At 76.3% G+C, this 17,727-nt stretch carries 23 protein-coding genes; 9 read left to right on the top strand and 14 right to left on the bottom strand.

All coding sequences use genetic code 11. The annotated features are described in order from the left end of the window. Window positions 1-69: 69 nt before the first annotated feature. From ACFQH9_RS10610 to ACFQH9_RS10595, 4 genes are all read right to left on the bottom strand, one after another. The gene (locus ACFQH9_RS10610; protein ID WP_379565781.1) at window positions 70-762 is read right to left on the bottom strand and encodes a GIN domain-containing protein; all 693 of its coding nucleotides are present in this window, start codon (window positions 760-762) and stop codon (window positions 70-72) included. Window positions 763-1,377: 615 nt separating this feature from the next. After that, window positions 1,378-1,617, bottom strand: coding sequence for a hypothetical protein (locus ACFQH9_RS10605; RefSeq protein WP_379565780.1), 240 nt, complete (start codon window positions 1,615-1,617; stop codon window positions 1,378-1,380). Between the two features lie 194 nt (window positions 1,618-1,811). After that, entirely contained in the window at window positions 1,812-2,141 is a 330-nt protein-coding gene (locus tag ACFQH9_RS10600) for a hypothetical protein (RefSeq protein ID WP_379565779.1), read from the bottom strand. A 41-nt stretch (window positions 2,142-2,182) separates the two neighbouring features. Further along, the gene (locus ACFQH9_RS10595; protein ID WP_379565778.1) at window positions 2,183-2,740 is read right to left on the bottom strand and encodes a DUF6790 family protein; all 558 of its coding nucleotides are present in this window, start codon (window positions 2,738-2,740) and stop codon (window positions 2,183-2,185) included. A gap of 142 nt (window positions 2,741-2,882) precedes the next feature. Between ACFQH9_RS10595 and ACFQH9_RS10590 the strand changes: the two genes are divergently transcribed. Then, on the top strand, window positions 2,883-3,788 hold the full coding sequence (locus tag ACFQH9_RS10590) for an alpha/beta hydrolase (protein ID WP_379565777.1): 906 nt from the start codon (window positions 2,883-2,885) through the stop codon (window positions 3,786-3,788). Window positions 3,789-3,812: 24 nt separating this feature from the next. Here ACFQH9_RS10590 and ACFQH9_RS10585 read toward each other — a convergent pair whose 3' ends face one another. Together ACFQH9_RS10585 and ACFQH9_RS10580 are read right to left on the bottom strand one after the other, a co-directional pair. Then, window positions 3,813-4,280 (bottom strand): DUF6197 family protein, encoded by a 468-nt coding sequence (locus ACFQH9_RS10585; protein WP_379565776.1) that lies wholly within the window; start codon window positions 4,278-4,280, stop codon window positions 3,813-3,815. Window positions 4,281-4,378: 98 nt separating this feature from the next. Beyond that, window positions 4,379-5,101, bottom strand: coding sequence for an SDR family oxidoreductase (locus tag ACFQH9_RS10580; protein WP_379565775.1), 723 nt, complete (start codon window positions 5,099-5,101; stop codon window positions 4,379-4,381). Between the two features lie 82 nt (window positions 5,102-5,183). Here ACFQH9_RS10580 and ACFQH9_RS10575 point away from each other — a divergent pair, with 82 nt between their 5' ends. After that, window positions 5,184-6,023, top strand: a complete 840-nt coding sequence (locus tag ACFQH9_RS10575; protein ID WP_379565774.1) for a LysR family transcriptional regulator — start codon at window positions 5,184-5,186, stop codon at window positions 6,021-6,023. A 49-nt stretch (window positions 6,024-6,072) separates the two neighbouring features. On the opposite strand, the gene ACFQH9_RS10570 is transcribed toward ACFQH9_RS10575, so the two are convergent. From ACFQH9_RS10570 to ACFQH9_RS10560, 3 genes are all read right to left on the bottom strand, one after another. Continuing rightward, a complete protein-coding gene (locus ACFQH9_RS10570; RefSeq protein WP_379565773.1) occupies window positions 6,073-6,489 on the bottom strand; it encodes an ATP-binding protein in 417 nt (138 codons plus the stop codon). Window positions 6,490-6,658: 169 nt separating this feature from the next. After that, on the bottom strand, window positions 6,659-7,057 hold the full coding sequence (locus tag ACFQH9_RS10565) for an STAS domain-containing protein (protein WP_379565772.1): 399 nt from the start codon (window positions 7,055-7,057) through the stop codon (window positions 6,659-6,661). A gap of 92 nt (window positions 7,058-7,149) precedes the next feature. Beyond that, entirely contained in the window at window positions 7,150-7,626 is a 477-nt protein-coding gene (locus tag ACFQH9_RS10560; RefSeq protein WP_379565771.1) for an NUDIX domain-containing protein, read from the bottom strand. Window positions 7,627-7,921: 295 nt separating this feature from the next. Here ACFQH9_RS10560 and ACFQH9_RS10555 point away from each other — a divergent pair, with 295 nt between their 5' ends. From ACFQH9_RS10555 to ACFQH9_RS10545, 3 genes are all read left to right on the top strand, one after another. Continuing rightward, window positions 7,922-8,191, top strand: a complete 270-nt coding sequence (locus ACFQH9_RS10555; RefSeq protein WP_379565770.1) for a DUF3040 domain-containing protein — start codon at window positions 7,922-7,924, stop codon at window positions 8,189-8,191. Between the two features lie 121 nt (window positions 8,192-8,312). Then, entirely contained in the window at window positions 8,313-8,891 is a 579-nt protein-coding gene (locus ACFQH9_RS10550) for a hypothetical protein (protein WP_379565769.1), read from the top strand. Between the two features lie 26 nt (window positions 8,892-8,917). Continuing rightward, a complete protein-coding gene (locus ACFQH9_RS10545; protein WP_379565767.1) occupies window positions 8,918-10,378 on the top strand; it encodes an FAD-dependent oxidoreductase in 1,461 nt (486 codons plus the stop codon). Window positions 10,379-10,383: 5 nt separating this feature from the next. On the opposite strand, the gene ACFQH9_RS10540 is transcribed toward ACFQH9_RS10545, so the two are convergent. Next, the gene (locus ACFQH9_RS10540) at window positions 10,384-10,641 is read right to left on the bottom strand and encodes a hypothetical protein (RefSeq protein ID WP_379565766.1); all 258 of its coding nucleotides are present in this window, start codon (window positions 10,639-10,641) and stop codon (window positions 10,384-10,386) included. Window positions 10,642-10,735: 94 nt separating this feature from the next. Between ACFQH9_RS10540 and ACFQH9_RS10535 the strand changes: the two genes are divergently transcribed. The 4 genes from ACFQH9_RS10535 to ACFQH9_RS10520 all read left to right on the top strand — a co-directional run bounded on the left by ACFQH9_RS10535 (window position 10,736) and on the right by ACFQH9_RS10520 (window position 13,496). Further along, window positions 10,736-11,056 carry a hypothetical protein gene (locus ACFQH9_RS10535; RefSeq protein ID WP_379565765.1) on the top strand — a complete coding sequence of 107 codons (321 nt, stop codon included), beginning with the start codon at window positions 10,736-10,738 and terminating at the stop codon, window positions 11,054-11,056. Window positions 11,057-11,226: 170 nt separating this feature from the next. After that, window positions 11,227-12,204: a Gfo/Idh/MocA family oxidoreductase gene (locus tag ACFQH9_RS10530; protein ID WP_379565764.1), complete on the top strand. Its 978-nt coding sequence runs from the start codon at window positions 11,227-11,229 to the stop codon at window positions 12,202-12,204. Window positions 12,205-12,362: 158 nt separating this feature from the next. Beyond that, window positions 12,363-12,620 carry a hypothetical protein gene (locus ACFQH9_RS10525; RefSeq protein ID WP_379565763.1) on the top strand — a complete coding sequence of 86 codons (258 nt, stop codon included), beginning with the start codon at window positions 12,363-12,365 and terminating at the stop codon, window positions 12,618-12,620. 324 nt (window positions 12,621-12,944) lie between these two features. Beyond that, a complete protein-coding gene (locus ACFQH9_RS10520) occupies window positions 12,945-13,496 on the top strand; it encodes a DUF1707 SHOCT-like domain-containing protein (RefSeq protein ID WP_379565762.1) in 552 nt (183 codons plus the stop codon). Window positions 13,497-13,564: 68 nt separating this feature from the next. Here the strand turns inward: ACFQH9_RS10520 and ACFQH9_RS10515 are convergent, their stop codons facing one another. The 4 genes from ACFQH9_RS10515 to ACFQH9_RS10500 are packed head-to-tail and all read right to left on the bottom strand — an operon-like array spanning window position 13,565 to window position 17,628. Continuing rightward, window positions 13,565-14,380 (bottom strand): TauD/TfdA family dioxygenase, encoded by an 816-nt coding sequence (locus ACFQH9_RS10515; protein WP_379565761.1) that lies wholly within the window; start codon window positions 14,378-14,380, stop codon window positions 13,565-13,567. Window positions 14,381-14,416: 36 nt separating this feature from the next. Then, the gene (locus ACFQH9_RS10510) at window positions 14,417-15,202 is read right to left on the bottom strand and encodes an ABC transporter permease (protein WP_379565760.1); all 786 of its coding nucleotides are present in this window, start codon (window positions 15,200-15,202) and stop codon (window positions 14,417-14,419) included. Next, window positions 15,199-16,143: an ABC transporter permease gene (locus ACFQH9_RS10505; RefSeq protein WP_379565758.1), complete on the bottom strand. Its 945-nt coding sequence runs from the start codon at window positions 16,141-16,143 to the stop codon at window positions 15,199-15,201. Before ACFQH9_RS10505 ends, ACFQH9_RS10510 begins: the two co-directional genes overlap by 4 nt. Then, window positions 16,144-17,628: an ABC transporter substrate-binding protein gene (locus ACFQH9_RS10500; RefSeq protein ID WP_379565757.1), complete on the bottom strand. Its 1,485-nt coding sequence runs from the start codon at window positions 17,626-17,628 to the stop codon at window positions 16,144-16,146. Window positions 17,629-17,727: the final 99 nt, after the last annotated feature.

The following is a 17,727-nucleotide window of genomic DNA, read 5'->3' as shown; positions in this document are numbered from 1 at the left end:
CCGGTTCGGAGGCGACGAGTGTGACGCAGAGCACAGAGAGGCACCAGGGGCGCGTCCGTGAACGGTCGGCTACCGCTTCGAGACTCGCCCCATCCCCGTGACCTCCTGGGTCACCTGCGGTGACCCCTCGTACTCGATGCTGCCGACGCCGGTGATCCGCGCCTGCAGGGTGCGGCTCACGTCGACGACCGCCGAGCCCGCTCCGCCGACCGTCACGTCGGCCTCCTCGGAGCTCAGGTTCGCGGCGTCGTACTGGCCGACGCCGGTCAGGTCGACCGTCTGCCGGGTCACCCGGCCCGACATCACGACCCGGGCCGCGCCGCCGTGCGTGACCGCGAGCTCGGAGCCGTCGACGCCGTTCACCGTGACCGCCCCGGCGCCCGACACGGTCAGGCCGGTGAGCCGCCCGACGGTGACCCGGTAGCTGATGTCGGCGTTCGACGGGATCGTGCCCTCCCGGACGCCCAGCTTCAGCGTCGTGCCCTGCACCTCGCTGGTGAGCGACGGCAGGATGCCGTCGTCGGCCCGGATCTCGAGCGAGTTCGTCCCGGTCTGCTCGATCGTGAGCGTCCCCGCGCTCGCGAACTCCACCGCGTCGAAGCCCGGCACCGGCCGGTTCTCCGTGCGGACGGTCCCGGAGCCGGTCGCGACCGTGGTCCCCCCACACGCCCCCACCAGCCCGGCCAGGGCCAGCGCCGTCAGTGCGGCGAGGCCGACCCGCAGGCGCGCCCGGCCGTGGTCCCGCAGCGTGTCGTACCCCATCGTCCACCGTCCGTTCGGAAGACCGCCCCGCCGTACGGTCCCAGACCGTGCGGTCGGCAGCCAGGGGTCTTCCGGCCGTCCGGCTCAGGGTCCGGGGGAGGGCGCGCGGGCCGTCACGACCCGCCAGACGAGGTCCGTCATCGCCCGGATCTGCAGGTCGAGGTCCTCGGCCGAGGGCCCGGCTCGTGACCTCGTAGAACATGTAGCGGTAGGTCAGCAGGACGAGCATGACCATCTCGGTGCGGGCCAGGTCGCGTTCCGGGCCGGCGAACTGGCCGAGGTACCGCGGGAAGGCCGTCTCGACGACCTCGTGCAGGTGCGGCAGGGTCCGTCCGCGCAGGCCGACCTCCACGGCCTCGGCCTGCAGGAACGCGCCGATCAGCGAGGCGTGCTCGGTCCAGTGCCGGAAGCCCTCCCGCACCATGGCCTCGACCTGCTCGCGGGCCACCGGCCCGACGCCGTCCATGAGGTTCGGCGTGGCCGGCGCCCAGGTCTCGTGCTGCGCCCCGACGAAGGTGAGCAGCGCGAGCTTGCTCTCGAAGTGCAGGTAGAAGGTGGCCCGGGATGAGGCCGGTCCGGCCGGTCGCTCCCGCGCGACCGGCCGGACCGACGTCGTCAGGCCGTGAGGGCGTCGTCGTAGGCGACCGGCTCCTCGAGCGGGATGGCCTGCACCGCGGGCAGGACCTCCCGGGAGAACAGGGCGACGTTCCTCTCCGCGACCTCCCGTGGCATGTCGCCGTACCGCATGACCAGCATGAACTCCTCGGGCCGGAAGGCCTCCGCGATGCGCCGCGTCTTCTCGACGCACTGGTCCGGGGTGCCCCAGACGTGGTTGGCGAGGTAGGCCTCGCCCATGGCCTTGCCGGCGTCGCCGACCTGCTCGAGCGCGGCGGACTGGGCGGCGTAGTGCTCGTAGCCCGAGGTCCGCGGACTCCCGGCAGGAGGCCGTCCGCCGGTCCCGCGAGCTCGGCGTGCTCCCCTGACCGGGGGGCCGTGATCACGCCGATCGAGCCCGGGCCGGAGTACGCGGCCGGGTTCGTCCAGGGCCCCTAGGGTCGCACCCGCACGACGACCTCGGTGTCGGTCACGCGGTCGACGCCCACGGTGAACCCGCCCGCCTCGGTCTGCCCGCCGACCGGCACCCGGACCTGCTGACCCGCGACCTGGATCTCCGCGACGTCGTTCTGCACGCCGACCAGGCGGGCCTCGACACCGAGGACGGAGACCGACGCGTCGCCGCTGCGCGGGAAGGTGACCGTGCAGCCGTCGAGGCCGCACGCGGTGCTCGACGAGCCTCCCCCGCAGCCGGCCAGGCCGACGGCGAGGACCGCCGCGGCGAGACCGGTCAGGATTCGGCGGGACCTCGGCAGTGCGTGCACGCCGGCAGTCTAGCGCCGGGTTTGTCCGTTCCCGGGGGCGGTCAGGAGGCCACGTACAGGCCGATCACCAGCAACGGGGCGAGCACGTCGTACCAGAGAACGAACCCGGCGTTGCCCGCCTCGCGGTTGCCGTGCCGGACGACCTGCACCACGTGGCCGACCGCGGCACCGAGGTAGAAGATCGCGAAGGCGAGCAGGGCGGCGAGCTGGAACTGCCGGTCGAACCCGCTGCCCGCGAGGATGCCGAGCACCCCGATCAGCACCCCGGCCAGCCCGACCTCCCACTGGAAGGGGTTGCCGGCCGGCCAGCCGATGGACTCGGCGATCGGGTCGGGGAACAGCAGGTGCCCGCAACCGATGATCAGCGAGTTGACGCCGGCCAGCCAGACCAGGGCGTTGAGCAGGCTCGCCGCGGCGAACCCGGTCCAGCCCGAGGTCGCGACCTGCACGGTCTCGGCCACGACGAACCCGGCGAGCCCGAGGTAGGTCGTCATCCCGAGCAGCCGCAGGACGATCGGCGGCGGCACGGACCGCTCGTCGGGCACGACCGGGAGCTCGGCCGTACGCGGCGGTTCGGCGATCGGCTCGGCGTCGGGCACGCGTGCCTCCCGGTGGTCGGTGCTGACCTGCACGTCGCACCGACGACCATGGGCGTTAGCCGGCGTGGCACGTCCGGCGGGCCGCCCTCCGCCGTGATCCACTGGCGGGGTCCGCGACCGCAACCACACCCGGAGCCCGCCCGTGCCGCTCGACCCGCAGTTCCGCACCGTCCTCGACGCGCTCGCCGCCGCGGGCTTCGAGCGCCTCACCGGCGGCGACGCCCCGGCCGCGCGCGAGCGGTACCGCACGCTGGCGCTCTCCCGCCGCGGACCCGGGTTCGTGCCGGAGCCGGTCGCCGGGGTGGAGGACACGACGGCCGACGGGGTGCCGGTGCGGGTCTACACGCCCGCGCAGGACCGCGGGTCCGCCGTGGTCTACCTGCACGGGGGCGGCTGGGTGGTCGGCGACCTGGACACGCACGACCCGCTGTGCCGCCGGGTGGCGAACGCGCTCGGCGCGGTCGTGGTGTCCGTCGACTACCGGCTCGCGCCGGAGCACCCCTTCCCCGCCGGGCTCGACGACGCCGTCACCGCGCTGCGCTGGACGCTCGCCCGGCACCCGGACCGGCCGGTGGGGGCCGCCGGGGACAGCGCCGGCGCCTCGCTGGCCGCCGGCCTCGCGCTGCGGGCGCGCGACGCCGGGCTCCCGCTGGCCGGGCAGCTGCTGTTCTACCCGGCCACCGACCCGTCGATGAGCTCGCCGTCCGTGCGGGACAACGGTGAGGGCTACTTCCTCACCCACGCCGACATGGCCTGGTTCCTCGCGCAGTACCTGCCCGGCGGCGGGGCCGGGGTCGTCGAGGTCGACCTGCTGGCGGCCGACGTGCAGGGGGTGGCCCCGGCCGTCGTCGCCACGGCGGAGTTCGACCCGCTGCGCGACGAGGGCGCCGCCTACGCCGAGCACCTCGCGGCGGCGGGGGTGCCGGTCGAGCACGTGCCCGGACCCGGCCTCATCCACGGCTACGCGGCCTTCCTCGGCGTGGTCGACGCCGCCGACGCGACCGCGGTCCGCGCCCTCGGCTCCTTCGGCCGGCTGCTCGCCGTCTGAGCTGAGCGCGTGGCCGGACGCCGCTCAGCCGACCCGGGCGAGCCGGTCCGCCCGGTCCAGCAGGGCGACGACCTCGCCCTGCGTCCGGTGCGGCGCGTCGTTCCACACCGTGAGCTCACGGATCAGGGCCGTCGCCCGCGGTCCCCGCGGCACCGGCCGCCCGCCGGCGCCGGGCAGGCACCGCCAGGCGAGCGCGATCCACGGCATCGCGTCGCGCTCGACGTTCACCAGCCGCCCGCCGTGGTGCGCCGCCACGGTGATCGCGGCGACGAGGCAGGCCCGCTCCACCTCCTCCGGCCTCGGCGGCCCGGCGAGCAGCCCGGCCAGCCGCGAGGGACGGTCGTCGACGCACCAGGCGTGCTGCAACCACCCGCGCTCCACGATCGCCCGGGCCGTCCCGAGAACCGTCGGCGCCGGAACCGTCGGCGCGGGGGTCCGCTCGGGGATCCGGACCGGGGTGGGGACCCCCGGCTCCGCCACGCACACCGCCATGGAGCACCTCCCGCTCGTCGCCCCACGAGTGTGAGCCGGGAACGGCCCGGCCGGTAGGCCCGATCGCGTCGGCGGCGCTGCCGGCCGGGCCCGTCGGGTCACCAGGGGACGGGGCCGTCCTCGTCGAAGAAGCCGCCGGTGGGGCCGTCGTCCGGCAGTGTCGCGAGCCGGATCGCGGCGGTGGCGCCCTGTTCCGGTGTGCGGTGCCCGCGGAAGCCGTTGAGGTCGGTCGCGACGTAGCCGGGGCACGCCAGGTTGATCTTCATCGGGGTCCCGGCGAGCTCCTTGGCGTACTGCACGACCATGCCGTTGAGGAAGGTCTTCGACGGCGAGTACGCCCCCGAGATCGGCCCCGTCTCCCCGGCCGGGTCCTGCTGGCGGGTCAGCGACCCGACACCGCTGGACATCACCACGATCCGCGGCGCGGGCGAGCGGCGCAGCAGTGGCAGCATCGCGTTGGTCACCCGGACCACGCCGATCACGTTGGTCTCGACGACCGTGCGGATGGTCGCGGGATCGACCACGGTCGGCTCCTGCGGCATCCCGCCGGTGATGCCGGCGTTGTTGACCAGCACGTCCAGCCGTCCCTCGGCCTCCAGCCGGGCCGCCGCGGCCGCGACGCTCGCGTCGTCCGTCACGTCCAGCGGCACGCCGAAGGCGTCCGTCCCGCCCGCCCGCAGCTTCTCGACGGCCTCCTCCCGCCGGGCCTCGTCGCGCGCTCCGACCCCGACCCGCCAGCCGAGCGCACCGAGCCCCGCCGCGATCGCGTGACCGATCCCCTTGTTCGCCCCCGTGACCAGGGCGACCGTCCGTTCGCTCATGTGTCGATCGTCTGCCCGGCCCCGTCCGCGCGGCCAACACCGATCGGGTCGCCGGCGATACCGCGACGGTATCCTCGCCGAGGTGGAGACGCGGGAGCTGCGCTACTTCGTCGCGGTGGCCGAGGAGCTGCACTTCGGGCGGGCCGCCCAGCGGCTCGGGATCGCGCAGCCGCCGCTGTCCCGGGCGATCCGGCAGCTCGAACGCCGGCTCGGGGTCACGCTGCTGGAGCGCAACAGCCGCGGCGTCGCGCTGACGCGCGCGGGCGCGGTGCTGCTGCGGGAGGCCCGGGCGGCGTTGGACGCGGTGGAGGCGGCGGAACGCCGCACCCGCCGCGCGGGCGGGGAGCACGGCGGGCTCGTGCTCGTGACCAAGGCGGCCGCGTCGGCCGAGCTGCTGGCCAAGCTGCTGGACCGCTACGCCGCCGAACCGGACTCCGCGCCCGTCGAGGTGCTGCTCTGCGGGATCGGCGAGCAGGCGCGCATGCTGCGCGACGGGCGCGCGGGCGTCGCGCTGCTGCACCTGCCCTTCGACGACGTCCGCGGCTTCGACACCGCGGCGCTGGCCACCGAGACGCAGGTCGCCGTGCTCCCCGCCGGGCACCCGCTGAGCACGCGCACCGAGCTGACGACGGCCGAGCTCACCACGCTGCCCGACCTCCCGATGGCCCGCTGGCCGGACGTGACGGGCCGGTACGAGCCGGGGGCCGGCCCGGAGGTCCACGACCACGCGCAGCTGCTGCAGCTGATCGGCCTCGGCCGCGCCACCACCCTTCTGCCCGAGTCGGTGCGCAACGGTCTGCGTGACGGCCTCGTCGCCGTCCCGGTGGTGGACGCCCACCCCGTCACCACCCTGATCGCCTGGCCCCCGCACAGCCGCTCCCGTGCCGTCGCGAGCCTGGTCCGCACCGCGACCGCCCTGTAGCCAGGGCTTCCGCCCACAGCGGGTGCGGTGAGGGCGCCGGGCAGGTCCCTCAGGGCACGGGCACCGTGGGACTGCGCAGGTGGACGACGGTCCCGTCGCCCGGTGCCCCCGCCGACCCGCCCCGGTGGATCCGGACCTCGGCCATCACGGCCGACATCATCGGGAGGCCCCGGCGGCGGTTGACGTACGCCTCGGGGGTGGGGCGCGGGAGCCAGCGGCCGGTGTCGCGGACCTGGATCCGCATCCGCCGCCCACCGTCGACCCGCTCGACCTCGGCGGTCACCTCCACGACGCCGTCGGGCGAGCCGGCGGGTGGGAAGGCGTGCTCCACGGAGTTGCTGACCGCCTCGTTGACCGCCAGCACGATGTCGAGCGCCGGGTCGTCCGGCCACTCCAGCAGCGTCAGCCACCGACGCAGCCCGGAGCGGATCAGGCCGAGCGTCTCCAGGACCGCGGGCAGGCGCATCTGCCAGCGCGGTACTCCCCCGCCGGAGCTCGGGGGCGTACCACGGGCCGGGCCCGCTCCCGGGGGCGGGCCCGCGCGGTCCTCCGACTGGTCCCGATGCGCTGGCACTACCCGTGAGTGTGACGCCTCCCGCCCCCGCACGACCAGCGGCCCCGCCGTCGCGGCGGGCTCAGCCTCCGCTCTCGTCCCGCTCCGGCGCCCCGCGCAGCGCTTCCGCCACGTCGTAGTACAGGGCCAGCACCCGCTCCAGCCCGGTGATCTCGAGGGGGCGGACCACCGGCCGGTTGTGGTCGACGACGACGCGGAGCGGCTCGCGCCGCCGCTCGGCCGCCCGGTGGGCGTGGACCAGCGCGCTCAGGCCGGCGTGGTCGAGGAACTCGACGTGCGTCAGGTCGACCACGATCACGTCGACGGCGGGGTCGGCCAGCGCGCGGCCGACCGCCTCCTCCACCCGCGGGGAGGTGAACATGTCCACCTCGCCCGCGACCGTCACCACCATCGCGGGCCCCGCCCGGCGCGACTCCACGCGCAGCAGCTGCTCGACCGCGGGAGCCTGGTCACCCGTCACGGCGCTCAGTCTCCACGGCGCCGGGGTCCCGGCGACAGGGTCCCGGGACCGTTGTTCCCTCACACCACGGTCACCGGCGTCCCGCGCGCACCTCAACCGACGTGCGCGTGGTCGGGTTCGGTCAGGGCGTGCCGGAGCCGCCGGCGCACGGCGGGGTGCATCGCCAGCTCCTCGAGCCGGTCGACCGAGGTCCAGGCCGCCTCGCAGGTCTCGTCGCCGTCGGGCCGCGGGTCCCCGGACACCGGCCGGGCGTGGACGCACAGGGCGAACTGCTGGCGCACCTCGCCGGAGCGGGCGTCGACGATGACGTGGCCCGGGTCGCTGTCGACGCCGGCCACCCGCAGGACCTTCACCAGGACCCCGCTCTCCTCGGCCACCTCCCGCTCGGCCGCGTCGACCACGGACTCCCCGATCTCGACACGCCCGCCGGGGAGCTCCCAGAGCCCGTCGTCGACCCGGCGCACGAGCAGGACCCGGTCGGCGTCGTCGCGCACCACGGCGAAGACGCTGGGGGCGACGACGGTGGGCCGCGGCGGGGCCGGGTGGTGGTAGTACTCGGTGCGGGCCATGGTCAGCGGACTCCGCCGACCCTGCGGACCGCTGCCCGGGGTACGCACATCGCCGATCACCATCCGTTCCGTCGATGCCGCGCGACACGGCGTCGGCGCGGCACCGGCCGGGCGGCGAGGCCCCTCGGCCGGCTCCCTCACTCCTACCGTCCGCGCGCCCGCCCGCCTTCACCCCGGCGGGGCGAGGCGCGGAGGCGGCGGGCCGCCCATCGTCCGACGCGACGGCGAGCGGGGGAGGTCGCGCGGTGTCTGTGGGGGACGAACGGACGGGAACGCCCGGCACGGGGCGAGTGCCGTGCTGAGCGGCGACGAGGAGCGCCTCCTCACCGCGATCGAGCGCCGGCTCCGCGCCGAGGACCCGGAGCTCGACCGGCGGCTGGGGCGCGGGCTGGAGCCGCCCCGGCGGCCCCGCTGGATACTGCCGGCGCTGATCACGCTCGCCGTGCTGTGCATCGTCGTCGGCCTGGTGGCGGCCGAGGCGGGCGTGTTCCTCGGCGGCCTGGTCCTGGCGGGGGTGGCTTGGGTGATCGTCCATCGGCGACGCCGGAGGAGCGGGGGGCCCTGAGCCGCACCCGGGCCGCGGGGCGGTCCACCGCTCGCCGGTCCCCCTCCCCTGCGGTGTGGGGTGCCTCGCTCACCCGTGCGGGGTGACGGCCCGCACCGCGCGGCGGGTCCATCGTCGGACGATGGCTTCCACCGCCGACCGGGATGCAGGGGTGACCGCCGGGACGGGCCCGGACCGCACGGCGCCTCCGGACCGGCTGCACCGGCTGCTGCGCCGGACCGCGCTGAGCCGGCACCGGTGGGGCACCGAGCGGGACCTCGCCCACGCGATCTACGGCACGGTGATCGGCGCCGCGGGGATCGCGATCGGCAGCGCGTACCGCGACCTCGGCAAGCTCGTCCTCACGGTGGTGGTGACGGTCGTCGTGTACTGGGCCGCCGAGCGGTACGCGGACTTGCTGGCCGCCGCCGTGCACGCGGCAGGGCGACGCGCGCGGGTGCTGGCGGTGTTGCGCCGCGGGCTCCCGGTCGTCGAGGCCGGGCTGACGCCGCTCGTCGTCCTGGTCGTGCTCGCGCTGCTCACCGGGCGCCTCCCCCTGGCGGTCCTCGTCGCGCTCGGCCTCGCAACCCTGATGTTGGGCGGTTTCGGGCACTTCGCCGCCCGCCGTGCCGGGGCCACCCGGCTGCAGGCGGTCGCGTGGGGCCTGGGCAGCGCGGCGCTGGGCGGGGTGGTCATCGGGCTCAAGGTGCTGCTCCACTGAGGGGACGACTCTCCGGGAGGTGCGGCGTGCACGTCGTGATCGTGGGCGCGGGGGCGGCCGGGCTGATGACCGCGCTGCTCACCGCGCGTGCCGGGCATCGGGTCACCGTGCTGGAGCGCGAGCGGCTGGAACCCGCCGCCACCGTCGAGGACGCCGCCGGGCGCGCGTTCCGGCCGACGGCGCCGCAGATCGTGCAGCCGCACGTCCTCCTCGCCCGCTACCGGCTGCTGCTGCGCGAGCATCTCCCCGACGTCCACGCCGGGCTGCTCCGCGACGGTGCCGTCGAGTCCCGGCTCGCCGCCCAGCGACCGCCCACGCTCCGCGACCTCGCCCCCGAGCCGGGCGACGACCGCTACACCATGCTCCTCACCCGCCGGTCCACCCTCGACCGTGTCCTGGACGCGATCGCGCGGACGGAACCCGGGATCACGCTGCGCGGCGGCGCGACCGTCCGCGGGCTGCGGACCGAGGGCGGGGCTCCCCCGCGCGTCACCGGGGTCCACCTCGACGACGGCGACCTGGCCGCGGACGTCGTCGTCGACGCCTCGGGCCGGCGGTCCCGGGTCGACGCCTGGCTGGCCGAGGCGGGCGCGCGGCCCCGCCGCGTGGTCGTCGCCGACTGCGGCCTGGCCTACTACAGCCGGCACTACCGCCTCCGCGGCACGAACGGGCTGCCCGGGCGCGCGGACAACCGCACGATCCTGCCGCTCGACGAGTTCGTCGCCGGGATGTGGGGCGCCGACAACGGCATCGTCCTGCTGGGATTGTGTCCGCTGGCCGAGGACCACCGGTTCCGGGTCGTGCGCGACCCGGCCGTGTTCACCGCCGTCTTCGACACCGTGCCCGGCCTGCGGGGCTGGCTCGACGTGCTGGAACCGGTCAGCGACGTCTTCCCCATGGGCGGCCTGCACAACACGCTGCACCGCCTGGTCGACGACACCGGCCCGGTCGCCCTCGGGCTGCACGCCGTCGGCGACGGCGTGTGCACCACCAACCCCACGCTCGCCCGCGGGCTCGGGGTGGCCCTGCGCACCGCGCTCGACCTGGTCGAGGTGCTCGCCGCGCACCCCCGCGACCCGCTCGCCCGCGCCCTGGCGCACGACGCCGCGATCACCGAGGGCGTCGAGCCCTTCTACGTCGACCAGGCACGTACGGACGCGGCGCGCCTCACCCGGGTCCGCCGCGTGCTGCACGAGCGGGGCGTGCTCGACGGCAGGCCCGCCGCCCCGGCGGCACCACCCGCGCCGGCCCCGTCGGCAGGCCGGGTGGGGTTCGACGAGCTCTCCGCGGCCGCGCTGTTCGACCCCGCCCTCTTCCGCACCGCCACCTCGGTGCGCGGCATGCTCGCCCGCCCCGAGGACGTCTACACCGACCCCGCCGTCGTGGCGCGGGTCCGGGCGGTGCAGGCCGCCCACCGCAGCGGGGTCCCCGCTCCCGCCCAACCCGACCCCGACCGCCTCGCGAAGGCGCTCGCCGCCCGGGCGTGAGCGGATCAGGCCGGCTTCTCCGCGGCCCGCTTCCGGGCGGCGCCGAAGCGCTGCTGGACGTTCTGTTTCGTGGTGCCGTAGAGGGCGCCGATCCGGGACCAGCTGGCGCCGGCCGCGCGGGCCTCGGCGGCGCGGCGGCGCTCGACCTCCTCGGCGGCGAGCCGCAGGTCCCTCGCCGCGGCCAGGGCCTCGAGCGGGCTCCCGGCGCCGGCGAGGGCGTCGAGGGCCTTCTGCACCCGTTCGAGGCCACCGTCAGCCGACACGCGTCAATGCTAACTTGACGCCACGCTCGTCAATGTTAGGTTGACGAACGTCAATCGACGTTGACGAGCGGTGCGGACCGGGAGGTGTGTGCAGATGGACGCGCGGATCCACCAGCAGGGCCGGGCGGAGCGCAGTCGGCGGGGGCCGGCGTCCGAACGGGAGCTGCGGCGCGCCCTCCGGGCGGTCTACTTCGCGGTCGCCGCGCTGCGGCACTCGCCACGGTCGCCGCGGGTCTCGCAGGCCGTCTCGGAGGCGAGCACCGCCGTCGCGAGCCTGCCCCCGGGCTTCGTCGCCGAGGCGCTCTACCGGCTGATCGGCACGATCGAGGACTGCCACCGCGCCGGCACGGCCGGCTCCACGCGACTCGACGAGCGGTGGCGCACCGCGACCGCCGCGGTCCGGCTCGCGGGCTGAGCCGGCCGGGCGGCGGCCGCACGCCCGGAAGGCGAGCGGGACCTCAGGGCGGTTCGATCATGTTCCGGCAGCCCTCACGTCCCGGTCGCCGGCGAACTCGGACGACGGCGGCCGGGCCGTCGATCTAGGTTCCGTCCGGGCACCGGTCGGCAGGAAGGACGGACCTCCGGGTGACGAACGAGCGTGGCCGCCGCACCGTCGGCGTGGTCGGGGCGGGGGTGATCGGGCGCGTGCACCTCGGGGTGCTGCGCTCGTTCCCGCAGGTCGAGGTGGTGGCCCTGGTGAACCCCGTCCGGCCGGCGGAGGAGCTCGTCGGTCCGGCCGCGTGGTTCCCCACGCTCGGGGCGGCGCTCTCGACCGGCGCCGCGCCGGACCTGCTGGTCCTCGCCACCCCGACCGAGACCCACCTCGGGCTGGCGGCCGAGGCCCTCGCGGCCGCGCCGGGCACGACGGTGCTGTCCGAGAAGCCGCTCACCGGCGACCCCGGCCTGCTCGCCGCCTTCCGCCGCGACCACGCCGCCCACCTCGACCGGCTCCGGGTGGTGAACCACTTCGCGTACTCGCCCGAGGTCCGCTGGGCCCTCGCGACGGTCGAGGAGCACGGCTGGGGCCCGCCGCAGGTCGTGCTCGCCGACTTCAGCGATCCCTCTGTGCTCTTCCCGCCCGAGCGCCGGGCGTCGTACGTCTCCGGGTGGATCGACTCCGGGGCCAACCAGCTGAGCATGCTGGCGGACTTCGTCGGCGAGATGAGCGTCGTCGTGCAGCACGCGGATCCGGAGGGGATGCGGGCCGTGACCGAGGTGCGCTTCCCGGGCGGGCGGGCCTCGCTCGTCACGAACTGGTGCACCGGGTCGAGCAGCAAGCGGACCACGCTGCGCTGGTCCGGCGGGCACGAACTGCTCCTGGACCACACCGCGATGACCGGCCTGCTGCTGCAGGACGGCGAGATCCGCGCGCACCTCGGCAACGACGGGACGGTCGACCGCAAGACCGCGCACTACGCGGGCCTGTACCGGGCCCTCCTCGCCGACCCCGGCGACCCACGGCTCTCCCTCGACCGCGCGGCCACGGTGGCGGCCCTGCTCGCGGCCGGGTCCGGCGCCGCCCCGTCGAACGGCGGGGTGCGGTGGTCGACGGCCGCGTTCTGAGGTCGGCCGGCGGACCGGGTCCGGGCCCGGAGGCCGAGGCTCACCCGACGGCTGCCAGCACCGGCTCCTCGACCGGGGTCGGCCGGGTCGCGTGCAGGTCCAGGAGCCCCGTCGGATCGAGCGGCGGCTGGGCCATGAACCGCGGCCGGGTGCCCGCGGTGCAGCTGCCCGGAGTGCACGAGGAACGGGTGGACGAGGTAGACGTCGCCGGGCAGGCCGGTCGCGAGCGCGACGGGCAGGCCCTCGGTGGCCGGCACCGCCTCAGCGGCGAACGCGAAGAACTCGGCGCCCTCCTCCCCGTGGGGCGCGAGCAGCCGGGCCGCCGCGCGGTGCGACCCCACCCGGACCTTCGTGGGCGCGTCCGCCTCGCCAACCTCGGAGAACAGGAACAGCATCAGCAAGGCGCGACCCCGTGAGCGCACGTTCAGCCGGACCTCGCCGGCGGGCCCGGTGAAGCTGCCCTCGACGTGCCAACCGGCGTCGCCCGGGTCGTCGGGGTGGGGAACCGGATCGGGAAGGTGCCGAGTCCCAACCGCGGCCGCCATCGCCCCGGCCCGACGAGCTGGTCGAGCGCTCCGTGCAGGCGCTCGGTGGTCGCGGCCCGCCGGAAGGGGGAGTCGGCGCGGCCGGGGATCCGGTGGACGGGCCGGGTCCACGTGGCCGGGTCGTCGGGCCGCCGCCACCGGGTTCCGGCGCGCGAATCAACTGGACGCCCCGACGACCGTCGGTACGGTCGGGTCGTGACCGCCGCCGTGCCCGACGACCTGGAACCCCGCCGCCGCGACGCGCAGCAGCGGCTGGAACGCGCGGTGGGCGAGGGCCGGCTGACCCTCGACGAGTTCACCGACCGGGTCGGGCGGGTCTGGGCGGCCGACGACGGGGTGGCGATCGAGCGCCTGCTCACCGACCTGCCCACGCCGGTGGTCGGCGCGACCCGGCCCGGGCGGTCCGTGCTGGTCGGCGTGCTGGGCGACCTCAGGCGCAAGGGCCGGTGGTCGCTGCGCCGGCGCACCACGGTGCTGCTCCTGCTCGGCGACGTCGACCTGGACCTGCGGGGGGCGGTGGTCGAGCAGGGTCGGGCCGCCGAGCCCATCGTGGTCGATACCTGGTCGCTGATCGGCGACGTGCAGCTCACCGTGCCGGAGGGCGTCGAGGTCGAGATCGGCGGCTTCGGCCTGCTCGGCGACCAGAAGGTGGAGCTGGCGCCCGTGCCGCGGGTGCCCGGCGCACCCGTCGTCCGGCTGCGGGTGTGGTCGCTGCTGGGCGACGTGACGGTCCGCAGCGCCCGCTGACCGTGCCTCACCCGCCGCGGCGGTGCCCCATCTCCCGGGAGATCGCCAGGGCCGTCGCCCCGGGAGGCCTACGCCGCCTCGGTGGTGCGCACCGTGAGCACGTGCAGCACCCGCTCGCCCTCGTAGCCGTCCCGCCCGTGCAGGAACCGGTAGTTGTCCAGCACGAACAGGTCGCCCGCGTCGAGCCGGAAGCGCGGGGCCACCTCCATCGCGGTGGCCAGCACGTCCGCGTACCGCTCGATCAGCCCGAGGTGCCGCTCCCACTGCGGCTCGCGCGGGACCGGGGCGGCGTGGTCGCTCGCCCGGACCACGCGGCGGCCGGCCCGGGTGTACTCGACCAGCCGCCGCACGAGCGGGGTCCCCGGCACCCCTCGAGCCGGGTTCACCCAGGTGCCGAAGTAGTCGACGTCCGTGCCGACGAGGAAGTCGTGCACCTCGCGCAGTTCCGGCTCGGCCGCGGCCCGCAACGCCTCGACCAGGGCGTAGCCGTCGACCAGCACGGAGTCGCCGCCGACGTCGGCCGCCCGCCCGCACAGCATGAGCAGCCAGTCCTCGTCCGGGTCCCGCAGCCGGACCGATCGGCCGTGCACGTCGACGACGACGTTCGCGCCGTCCGAGTGCAGCCCGAGCGGGGGCGCGTCCGACCCGCCCTGCGGCCGGATGCCGAACAGCTCGCGGAGGCTCCCGCCGAGCGCCTTCGCGGCCGCGTCGACCAGCCGCTCGGGATCCGTGGCGTAGTCCGCGACGATCGCCGCGCCCTCGGCCGCGAGGCCCGCGCGCAGGTCGGTCACCACCGGGGGGACGACGCCGACGCCGCCGAGCGTCTCCTTCCACTCCGGCCGGACCTCGCCCCGCCGCCGCCCGCTCGCACTCGTGACCGCCACCCGGGACCCCTTTCGCAAGTAAATGGCAGGAGCACCCTATCGGCCGGACCACCGCGACTCCAGCTGCCGGCCGAGCAGGGTGACGGCCAGCGACACGGCCACGACCGCCGTCGCGGGCACCAGCACGAGCTGCGGGGCGGCGAACAGGTACTGCCGGCCCTCGGCCAGCATCGCGCCCCACTCCGGGGTCGGCGGCTGGGCGCCCAGCCCGAGGAAGGACAACGCGGCGAGCGAGAGCAGCACGTTCGCGAACCGCAGGCAGGCGTGCGCGGTCAACGGGCGCACGGCGTTCGGGAGGATGTGCCGCACCGCGATCCGCCCGGGCCCGGCGCCCAGCGCCACCGCCCCCTCCACGTACTCGCGGGCCCGTTCCCGCACGGTGAGCTGGTAGCCGAGCCGGGCGAACGGCGTCCAGCCGGTGAGCAGCACGGCGATCAGCAGGGTGCCGGGCCCGGGTTCGCGGACCGCCGCGACGACCAGGCCGACGATCACGGTCGGGATCGCGACCAGGACGTCGAGCGCCCGTTGCAGGAGCTGGCCCGCGAGCCCGCCCGCGTACCCCGCGAGGACCCCGACCAGCGTGCCGGCGGCGGCGCAGAGCAGCACCGCGACCAGGGTGAACCACACGGAGAGACGGGTGCCGGCGAGCAGCCGGGCGAGGACGTCGCGGCCCAGGTTGTCCGTACCCAGCGGGTGCGCGGGGGAGGGTCCGGCGAAGCGGTCGGCGAGGTCCGTGGTGAGCCCGTCGACCGGCACCAGCGCGGCGATCACCAGCGCCGAGGCGAGCACCGCGACGGCGGTGAGGACGGGATCGCGCCTCACACCTCCACCTCCGCCCGGGCGACCGGGTCCAGGACGAGCTGCAGCAGCTCGGCCGCGAGGCCCGCCAGCAGCGCCACCGCGACCACGGCCAGCAGCCCGGCCTGCAGCATCGGCAGGTCCTGGGCGATCACGGCGTCGTGGAGCAGCCGGCCCAGCCCGGGGATCCCGAAGGCGACCTCGACCACGACCGCGCCGCCGAGCAGGCCGGCGAAGAACATGCCGGAGAGCGCGGTGACGCCGGTCAGCGCGAGCCGCGCGCCGTGCCGCCACAGCAGCTGCGACCCGCCTATCCCCTTGGCGAGGGCGACGGCGACGTGCGGGCGGGAGAGGGCGTCCATCGTCTCCGCCCGGGCGAGCTGGGCGGCCAGCGCGACCGGGAAGGCGGCCAGCGTCAGCACGGGCAGCACCGCCTGCCCGGGCGTGCCCCAGCCGGTGGCCGGCAGCAGCGGCACCGCGACGGCGAACGCCAGGACCAGCACCGGCGCCAGCACGAACTCGGGCACGGCCACGCCCAGCATCGAGCAGGCGGTCACGACCCGGTCCAGCCGGCCGCCCGGGCGTCGGGCCGCCCGCACCCCGAGCGGGATCCCGACCACCGCGGCGACCAGCAGCGCGAGGGCCGCGAGCACCGCCGACACCCCCAGCGCCGCGAACAGCTGCGGGGCGATCGCGGTGCGGGTGGCGAAGGAGAGCCCGAGATCGCCGGTCAGTGCGTGGCCGAGCCAGCGCAGGTACTGCTCGATCCACGAACGTTCCAGGCCCAGCTCGGTGGCGACCCGTGCGGCGGCCACCGGGTCCGGCTCGGCCTCCGCGACGCGGCTGCGCAGCACCGCGCGGACGGTGTCGACGCCGGCCAGCCGCGGCAGCAGGAAGATCAGCAGCGACGCGGCCAGCAGGACCGCCGGCAGGGCCGCGAGCCGGCGCGCGAGGGTGCCGCCCACTCAACCGGTGCGGGTCAGCTCGGGGGTGATCAGCGACTTCGCCAGCGGGTCGACGGTGAACCCGGAGACGCCCTTCGTGACCGCGTTCTCCTGGGAGTGCACCAGCGGCACGCCGACGACGTCGGCGTTCAGCCGGGCCGCGGCGGCCCGGAAGACCTCCTGCCGCTGCGCCGGGTCGGCGGTGGTGGCCAGCGGGGCCAGCAGGGCGTCGAACTCCGGCGAGCAGTACCGGTTGATGTTGTACGAGCCCTCGCAGGTGTAGTCGCTGACCAGCGTCGACCCGGTGTCCGGGACGTCGGTCAGGTAGTTGCGGGAGAGCAGGTACATGTCGTAGCGGCCGGCCAGCAGGTCCGGCTCGGCCGGCCCGTACTCCCCGATCCGGATCTGCGCGTCGACGCCGATCTCGCGGAGCATCCCCTGGACGGCGGCGGCGAGCGTGGGCAGCTCGGGCCGGTTGGGGTAGGTCTGCAGCCGGACCGTGAGCGGCCGGTCCGGGCCGTACCCGGCCTGGGCGAGCAGGTCCCGCGCACCCTGCGGGTCGGGCGCGGGCGGCGGGTCCTGGCTGCCCCACGCCACGGCCGGGCCGTAGAGCTCCGACGCCGGCAGCGCCGACCCGGCGAGGGCCTGCTCGGCCAGCGCGGTGCGGTCGATCGCCTTCGCGACCGCCCGGCGGACCCGGCTGTCGGAGAAGGGCGCGGCGGACTGGTTGAGCATCAGCGAGACCGTGCGCGGCGCGGCGACGGCCTGGTCGGAGTAGCCGCCGTCCGCGGTGAACCCGAGCAGCGCGGACTCGGGCAGGCCCTGCGCGAGGTCGACGTCCCCGGCCCGCAGCGCCAGCGCGCGGGCCGCCGGGTCGGCCACGTACCGCACGCTCACCTTCGCGAGCTGCGGCCGGCCGCCCCAGTAGGCGTCGTTGCGCTCGAGGGTGGCCTCCTGGTTCCCGTCCGCCGCGACCAGCCGCATCGGCCCGGTGCCGGTGCCGACCACGGACGGCGGCCCGCCGGTGTAGGCCGCCGGGGCGAGGATCGCGGTGTTCACGCTGCTCAGCCGCAGGGGCAGGATCGGGTCCGGCCTCGTGGTCGTGACGGTGACGGCGGACGGGCCGTCCTCGGCGGCCTGCAGCCCGACCCCCTTCACGGCCCGGGGCGGCGCGGCGACGCCGGCGACCCACGTGAGGGCGCCGACCACGGCCGCGGGCGTGAGCGGGGTGCCGTCGTGGAAGGTGACGCCCGGCCGCAGCGCGAACCGCCAGGTGCGGGGGTCGACGGTCTGCGCCCACGAGGTGGCGAGCCCCGGCTGCGGGGTGCCGTCCGACCCGGCCCTCACCAGCGCCTCGGCCGAGCCCAGCTGCGCGACCACGTACGCGTCGTCGGTGTCCATCGCGTAGCCCGAGCGCGGGGCGAACTGCGCGGCGAGGCGGAGCTCGCCGTCGGGCACCGGGGCGCCGGCGGGCCCGCCGGAGCCGCAGGCCGCGACGAGAGCCACCAGGGCGACGACGGCGAGGGCGCGGGCAGCGCGCCGTCGGGCACGTGGACGGGGGCGGGACGGGGTGGCGCGGGGCATCGGGGCCTTCCTGGTCTCGAG

Source organism: Pseudonocardia lutea (assembly GCF_042658055.1).
Taxonomy (GTDB): Bacteria; Actinomycetota; Actinomycetes; order Mycobacteriales; family Pseudonocardiaceae; genus Pseudonocardia; species Pseudonocardia lutea.
This window is presented reverse-complemented; position numbering and strand designations above follow the sequence as displayed.

Coding starts and splice junctions, on each gene's coding strand:
- ACFQH9_RS10610 (WP_379565781.1), bottom strand. CDS start 762: ATGGGGTACGACACGCTGCGGGACCACGGCCGGGCGCGCCTGCGGGTC.
- ACFQH9_RS10535 (WP_379565765.1), top strand. CDS start 10,736: ATGGACGCGCGGATCCACCAGCAGGGCCGGGCGGAGCGCAGTCGGCGG.
- ACFQH9_RS10605 (WP_379565780.1), bottom strand. CDS start 1,617: ATGGGCGAGGCCTACCTCGCCAACCACGTCTGGGGCACCCCGGACCAG.
- ACFQH9_RS10550 (WP_379565769.1), top strand. CDS start 8,313: ATGGCTTCCACCGCCGACCGGGATGCAGGGGTGACCGCCGGGACGGGC.
- ACFQH9_RS10580 (WP_379565775.1), bottom strand. CDS start 5,101: ATGAGCGAACGGACGGTCGCCCTGGTCACGGGGGCGAACAAGGGGATC.
- ACFQH9_RS10585 (WP_379565776.1), bottom strand. CDS start 4,280: ATGGCGGTGTGCGTGGCGGAGCCGGGGGTCCCCACCCCGGTCCGGATC.
- ACFQH9_RS10560 (WP_379565771.1), bottom strand. CDS start 7,626: ATGGCCCGCACCGAGTACTACCACCACCCGGCCCCGCCGCGGCCCACC.
- ACFQH9_RS10570 (WP_379565773.1), bottom strand. CDS start 6,489: ATGCGCCTGCCCGCGGTCCTGGAGACGCTCGGCCTGATCCGCTCCGGG.